Source organism: Paenibacillus maysiensis, assembly GCF_000520815.1.
GTDB classification, from domain to species: Bacteria; Bacillota; Bacilli; order Paenibacillales; family Paenibacillaceae; genus Paenibacillus; species Paenibacillus maysiensis.
The window spans coordinates 22449-28889 of record NZ_ASRY01000276.1 but is presented as its reverse complement, the minus strand read 5'-3'; the positions used below and the strand labels follow the sequence as shown (position 1 = coordinate 28889).

Here is a 6441-nt window from a genome sequence, read left to right as displayed (position 1 = left end):
AGACGCCCCGCCATTATATGGCTGGTATTCTCAAGCACGCACGTGCGATGGCAGCAATCACGAATCCAACGGTGAATTCATACAAACGTCTTGTACCGGGTTATGAAGCTCCTTGTTATGTTGCCTGGTCTGCCAGTAATCGTAGTCCGATGATTCGAATTCCGGCATCTCGTGGTCTGAGTACTCGCGTCGAAGTTCGTAATCCTGACCCGGCTGCGAACCCTTATCTGGCGCTGGCTGTGATGCTGAGAGCCGGTTTGGATGGCATCAAACGTCAAATGGCTTTGCCAGCTCCGATTGATCGTAACATCTATGTTATGTCTGAGGAAGAACGGATTGAAGAGGGTATTCCAAGCCTGCCTGCGGACTTGAAGGAAGCTCTGTCCGAGCTGATTCGAAGCGAGGTTATCTCGGATGCTTTGGGTGACCACGCGCTGGCTTACTTCTACGAGCTTAAGGAAATTGAATGGGATATGTATCGCACCCAAGTACATCAATGGGAACGTGATCAATATTTGACGCTTTACTAAAACATAGAATCCCTTGGCGCTCTAAGCGTTGAGGGATTTTTAATTTGGGGACAGTGAGTGAAAAATATAAATCCGATATATAGTTGCCCCAAAATGCCCCCAAACTTTTATGGATTTTGGAATTGGTCTACCATCAGATCGACACATTACCAGATTTAGATCGTACCTTTACCTTTTGTCCAAACAAGTGGAATCCCGTCACATCAGTAACCCATTTTTCATTCGGGGTGCCATCGCATTGAAAGAGTAATTGCCAATGAAAGAATTACATTGAGGACATTGTCTGAAATTTTAAGTGCAGCAGATATTACTCAATATTACTCAATATTACTCAATATTTAGGTATTTTAAAAGATCGTGTATATGAATTACTCAAGATAAAAGAGGATACCGAATTTTTCAATTGGAGGTACTAAAAGAATTGCAAAGGAAGAGTTTGTGAATTGGATCGAAGTCCGTAAGCAAGACATCGGTGTATTAATGCCATGTTGTCTTGTCTCTTTTGGCTGACTGTGTTTGATGATTTTTTTGATCGTTTGTAACATCCTAAATAATCAAAGAAGAGAACCTGTATGAGTTGGGGCACGATATTGGACACGTTTTTCCATGATCCCAGGTTTTCGAAAAGAAAAATTTGCGGTAAATAGTATTTTCCAGCTCGTGAAATAAGAGCTTTTTTGAAATATGGTTCTTAGAGCAATAAACACATTATAAGGAAACGAGCGAAAAATATTTACCTAGAATAATACATAAAATATTCCAAATGAACATATAATTGTATTGCCATGCTGTTATAGCAAATATAGAATTATAGTGTTGGTTACAACTGAGTGAAGGGGATATGTGTTATGTGGGAGCCTATACGGTTCTTGCTATTTTCTAATGTTGAAACATTTGCGGCGTTTGTTTTAATGCTTACTATTTTTAGAATCCGAGCTTTAGATTTTGTCTGGCCTGCCTTGTTTATCAGCCTAATCATGAATTTGCAAAGTATGGTGTTGAGAGAAGAAATGTCGTTGTCTTTTTTTGCTCCGACTATAAACATTATATTATTCACATTATTGATAACTACTGTTGTAAGGATGCCCATTATTTGGGCAGCTATTATATCCATTACAGGTACGTTTTTGTATACGCTGTTTCAAGCAATAATCATAGTAATGCTCTTTGGTACATTGACATCAGACATGCAGACCTCTCCAGAGGGATCGTTAGCTCAAGCTGTAACCAGTGCATGGGTGTTAGCTATATCATGGTTACTATTTAAATTCAAAATAGGCTTTACAGCAGATTATGAAAGCTTGCGTTTTAGGTGGGAACATGTACTTGTTGTTATTTTAATAATTGGGGTACTAGCAGCTAGTACATTTATGTTCTACGTCAATAATTTTCCTTTGAGTATTTTATTTATAGCTTTGGCATCTGGAATGTTCCTGTACTATGCGCTAAAAACGGAGCGTGATTATTATAAAAAATCTTGATTCTATCGCTCTTGATATTGCAACTCATATCAAAACAGTTGTACCGGATCATCCAGCTTCTATTGCGGTTTTAAAACATGGAATAGCCGTTGTGATTAATACAGTTTCAATCATTTTGTTAACAATTGGTATTTCATTTATTACGGGTAAGGTGCAGGAAACTGTACTGGCGATGATATCTTTTTCTATACTGCGTCAAGTTGTAGGAGGAATACATTTAAAGAGCAATATAGTATGCATTGTTGTATCTACAGCTTTACTTACCGCCCTGTCCTTTGTGAATTTAAATTATAATTGGACAGTTATTACTTCGATATTAAGTATAATACTTGTCTTAGTTTATGCTCCGTCTAGAATACACGGGAAGACTCGTATACCTAAACGGCACTACCCATTGTTAAAAATTTGCGGAGTTGCAATAATAACACTTAATTTGTGGCTGGCTTTTCCGGTGGTAGCTGCTAGTTTTTTTGTTCAGAGCTTAACATTAATAGAGAGGAGGTGCGAAAAATGAAAAGTCCTAAATTTAGTAAATTTAAGATTGGCATGTACTACAATGCTGCCATATTACTAACTTCACTTGCAGTTGTATCAGTGAGTACAGCGAGTTTGTCTTGGATTCACAGTCCCGAACCACCTGAAGAACTGTTGAAATAAAGTGGGAGATATATGAAAAGCTAAACTTAACCGTCTCAGCTGATGATTCTCGAGGTATTAACAAGGGCGAAAACACACCAGTGGACAAGGTTCTTTTCATATCTAAAGGACGTAACAGGGATCAGATTCTAGTTCACACATTCGAAAAAACATATTACATGATCGGCACCCTAAGGCATTGGGAAAGCTTCCTAAATAATAATGGGTTCCATTTCTTGAATGTGGACAGAAGCAATACTCTGAATGTGGAAAAGGTGAAAATTGTTAATGGCATTTTCAAAGACGCTTACTTTGAATGTGAGATAACAAAAACATCGAAGAGGTGCCCGATCTCTTATTACCGATTTGACGAGGTTATAGAGGAAATGGGTTTCATTAATTCGAACATAATCTTCACTGGAGTTGCTACTAGATAGCGGCTCTTTTTTTTGTCAAAAATAACTCGGCTTATATTGTCGAATCATAAGAGACATTCATCTCCCTGATTTTTGTTCATATGTACCTAATTTTAGGAATTGATATAGGTAAGAGTTTCGAATTTCAGGCCCCCTATTATTGGTTCAATTTCCGTTTTACACTATAATGCGGCACAAAAAAGCGGAAAGCAATCCTTCCCGCTTTTCGCTTAAAAACAATCATTAACGTCTGCGTTGTCTATCATTTACGCTAAACAGATTAACAGCCAGTGCATTACCTCTAGCGCGCGCAATAGCTCTTTGATTTGAACGGATCGATAATCCTCTTCTTCTCACATTACGTTTGAAATGTTTTTTACACATGATATCACCTCCTTTCACAGGAAAAGAAAAGAAGGTACGATGAATCTTAGAAGCGTTTATGATTCCGCTTACGGTTGCGCTTGGAAATTTTGATGTTCAATGCATTGGTGGCTAGTGCGTTACCGCTTCTTGTTTCGGCGGCAGCGGCTTGAAAGACTTTTACGACCAGAAATTTGTTCTTACCAATACGATGCTTATACGTTTTGACTCTATTTTTGATCATCTGCATATCTCCTTTGCTAAGGTCTACTTTATTCATATGTCAGTAGCACTAACAATGTATCAGCATAAATCTATTAAAACCAAAAAGAAGCTATTACCTATGACTCTGATATTCAGAAACTAATAAAGTATAAAGGTAAGGAACGTAAAAAAACTCATGCTTACCTGCCTTATCCTTACCAACTTTACGTTGTAGGAAAAGTTACAGTAAATCAGCACGAGCAAAATGATAAAAAGTGAAGATAACAAACGGGGAGAAGTATATTACTTACTATAAAGGGCTTTAAGTTTTTTCTGGTAATATGTTTCCTACTCAAGAATGTGATTCATTTGTTCAGAAAGCTCTTTATATGCTGGACTGTCCTCTGGGTAGTTATTTCTTTCGGAAAGTACAGCTTCAAGTTGCTTTTCCAATGATTTAAAATGGATAATTATTTGTATGTAATGAATGCGATCAAAGGTTGTTCTGGTTGAATTCTCCTTAGCATACACATAATCCATGGGCTATCAAAAGGGAAAAGGATAGTAGTGAGGTAGATTCTATGTACATAAGATCAATACAAAACCGGCTTGCTATGGGCAGCCGGTTTTGTTGTAGCGAAAAGAATAACGGGGCTGAAAATGAAAAATCAGTGGAAGTCCCGGAAGAGTCCTACAACCTTGCCCAAAATACTGACGTGCGTCAGACGAAGTGGTTCAAAGGCCGGATTTTCCGGTTGAAGTCGGATATGATCTTTTTCCTTGTAAAAAGTTTTAACAGTAGCTTCGTCCTCGTCCGTCATGGCGACGACAATGTCGCCGTTATCGGCTGTCTGCTGCTGACGTACAATGACATAGTCTCCGTTGGCAATACCAGCCTCAATCATGCTTTCTCCTACAACAGATAACATGAACATTTTATCCTCACCAACAAAATGCTGGGGAAGAGGAAAGTAATCTTCAATATTTTCTGTTGCTGTAATCGGCAGACCGGCTGTTACTTTGCCGACGACCGGAACACGACTAATAGAGTAATTAATCAAGTTGCTGTTATCCGATTCGTCTTGGCCGAGTAACTCGATAGCCCGTGGTTTCGTTGGATCACGACGAATCAGGCCCTTTTTCTCCAAACGATCCAAGTGACCGTGAACCGTAGAACTGGAGGCCAATCCGACAGCCTCACCTATTTCGCGCACAGAAGGGGGATACCCCTTTAGACGCACTTCATTGCGGATAAATTCAAGAATGGCCTGCTGGCGGCTTGAAATCTTAGACATACCGTATCAACCCCATTTAGTAACGTTTGGGAAAATTATAGCATAGAACCTCCGTTCGTACAAACATAAGTTCTAAATAATCCCTAAAAAAATTACGAACTTTTGTTCTCTTTTCTATTGAACAAAACAAATGTTCGTGTTATATTGTGAAAAAATATAAGAACGAACGTTTGGAGGACGCAGCCAATGATGAAATATAGCACATATCAAAGTATTTTTCCAATGAATTTAGAAAAGATGCATAATGTCCGGAATGAGAGAAGGACACAGCTTGTACGGACCATTTCCAACAGTCTTCTGCCCAAACTTCTTATTCTGGTTATCGTTGCCTGGATCGCAGGTGCAGGTGTACTGACAGTATTCGCGGCTCCTTCGGTTTCGAATAAAGAGGTGACCAAACTTATTGTACAACCTGGGGATACATTGTGGCAGATTGCCTCCAATCATAAACCGGAACGAATGGATACACGGGTATATATAGAAGGAATTGTTCGGATTAACGGACTGGAAGATCGGGGAGTGCAGGCAGGCCAGATTTTAAAGCTTCCGTATTTCTGATCTGTCACGATTAGAGCTTGTCAGAGGACGTAATGAGGGAACCTTGACAAGCTCTTTTCTACATGTCAAAGTGTATTATATCTTTGCTTATATGGAGGGGACAGAATTTGGATATAGACAGCTTGGTACAGCGCATCAATGAATTGGCTCGCAAAGCAAAAGCCGAAGGATTGACGGAAGAGGAAACAGTAGAGCGCGCCAATCTTCGGGAAATTTATTTGGATAATATTCGCCGTAATTTCCGGCAGCAACTTGATACGATTGAAATTGTGGACGAAGATACGTCGAAGGGAAATGGTGGGCTGACGCATTAATGTTGCTAAAGCGGCTTAGCCCGCGTAATTTGCTTTTCGTTTTTTTAGGTATCTATTTTTGGTATCTATAGATTAGGATTGGTGGCAATGGTTTTTACGCAATATATTTGGGAAGGGAATTGAGAGATGGCCCGGTCATTTGAAAGAAAAGTTCGCAAAAACACAGCGCATTTGAATAAATCGCGTAAAAAGCAAGGTATTCAAACCATTAGTGGTGCCGGTTCTGCAATGGATATTTTCCGTGGACGTAATATTACCGTGCCAATCATGCTGGCTGGACTTGCAGTTTTGTACATGCTCATGAGTTATTTTTTGACTAAGACTGGCATGCGGGGAATGGACTGGCTTGTATTCGGTTTGTATTTGATGCTGGCTGTTATCTTTTTCATCCGTCGTCCTTATTTGAAGGTTGGAAAGAGCACGCTGTATATGCTGAAGGGTGGCAGAGAGCGTCCAATGACAGCAGAGGATATGAAAGCCATCAAGATTGAAAAGGGTTACGTAACGGTTGAAAGAAAAGGTAAGGGTGGCAATTTTATTTTCACAAAATCACTGGGCCGTTATGATACGGATGCCATTGCAGAGCGGCTTGAGAAGTTTGCGCTATCTAATCAGGTTCAAATAGACAAAAAATAACGACTTCT

At 39.5% G+C, this 6441-nt stretch carries 9 protein-coding genes and 1 pseudogene; 8 read left to right on the top strand and 2 right to left on the bottom strand.

The features are described from left to right. From L696_RS0120415 to L696_RS0120395, 5 genes and pseudogenes are all read left to right on the top strand, one after another. Positions 1-530, top strand: a pseudogene (locus L696_RS0120415) (glutamine synthetase); the annotation flags it as partial. A gap of 848 nt (positions 531-1378) precedes the next feature. Then, positions 1379-2011 (top strand): hypothetical protein, encoded by a 633-nt coding sequence (locus tag L696_RS0120410; RefSeq protein ID WP_025685288.1) that lies wholly within the window; start codon positions 1379-1381, stop codon positions 2009-2011. Next, positions 1989-2525 carry an accessory gene regulator ArgB-like protein gene (locus tag L696_RS0120405; RefSeq protein ID WP_025685287.1) on the top strand — a complete coding sequence of 179 codons (537 nt, stop codon included), beginning with the start codon at positions 1989-1991 and terminating at the stop codon, positions 2523-2525. The genes L696_RS0120410 and L696_RS0120405 overlap by 23 nt, the downstream gene beginning before the upstream one ends. Next, positions 2522-2668 (top strand): cyclic lactone autoinducer peptide, encoded by a 147-nt coding sequence (locus L696_RS29775; protein WP_014281452.1) that lies wholly within the window; start codon positions 2522-2524, stop codon positions 2666-2668. Before L696_RS0120405 ends, L696_RS29775 begins: the two co-directional genes overlap by 4 nt. Positions 2669-2748: 80 nt before the next feature. Further along, a complete protein-coding gene (locus L696_RS0120395) occupies positions 2749-3084 on the top strand; it encodes a LytTR family transcriptional regulator DNA-binding domain-containing protein (RefSeq protein WP_025685286.1) in 336 nt (111 codons plus the stop codon). Positions 3085-3493: 409 nt separating this feature from the next. Here the strand turns inward: L696_RS0120395 and L696_RS31270 are convergent, their stop codons facing one another. Further along, positions 3494-3670: a hypothetical protein gene (locus L696_RS31270; RefSeq protein WP_162833922.1), complete on the bottom strand. Its 177-nt coding sequence runs from the start codon at positions 3668-3670 to the stop codon at positions 3494-3496. 628 nt (positions 3671-4298) lie between these two features. Further along, complete coding sequence (gene lexA, locus L696_RS0120385) at positions 4299-4925, bottom strand: transcriptional repressor LexA (RefSeq protein WP_025685285.1); 627 nt, start codon at positions 4923-4925, stop codon at positions 4299-4301. 189 nt (positions 4926-5114) lie between these two features. Between lexA and L696_RS0120380 the strand changes: the two genes are divergently transcribed. The 3 genes from L696_RS0120380 to L696_RS0120370 all read left to right on the top strand — a co-directional run bounded on the left by L696_RS0120380 (position 5115) and on the right by L696_RS0120370 (position 6433). Beyond that, entirely contained in the window at positions 5115-5483 is a 369-nt protein-coding gene (locus L696_RS0120380) for a LysM peptidoglycan-binding domain-containing protein (protein ID WP_049827467.1), read from the top strand. 107 nt (positions 5484-5590) lie between these two features. After that, a complete protein-coding gene (locus tag L696_RS0120375; RefSeq protein ID WP_025685283.1) occupies positions 5591-5797 on the top strand; it encodes a DUF896 domain-containing protein in 207 nt (68 codons plus the stop codon). A 126-nt stretch (positions 5798-5923) separates the two neighbouring features. Next, complete coding sequence (locus L696_RS0120370) at positions 5924-6433, top strand: hypothetical protein (RefSeq protein WP_025685282.1); 510 nt, start codon at positions 5924-5926, stop codon at positions 6431-6433. Positions 6434-6441 lie beyond the last annotated feature (8 nt).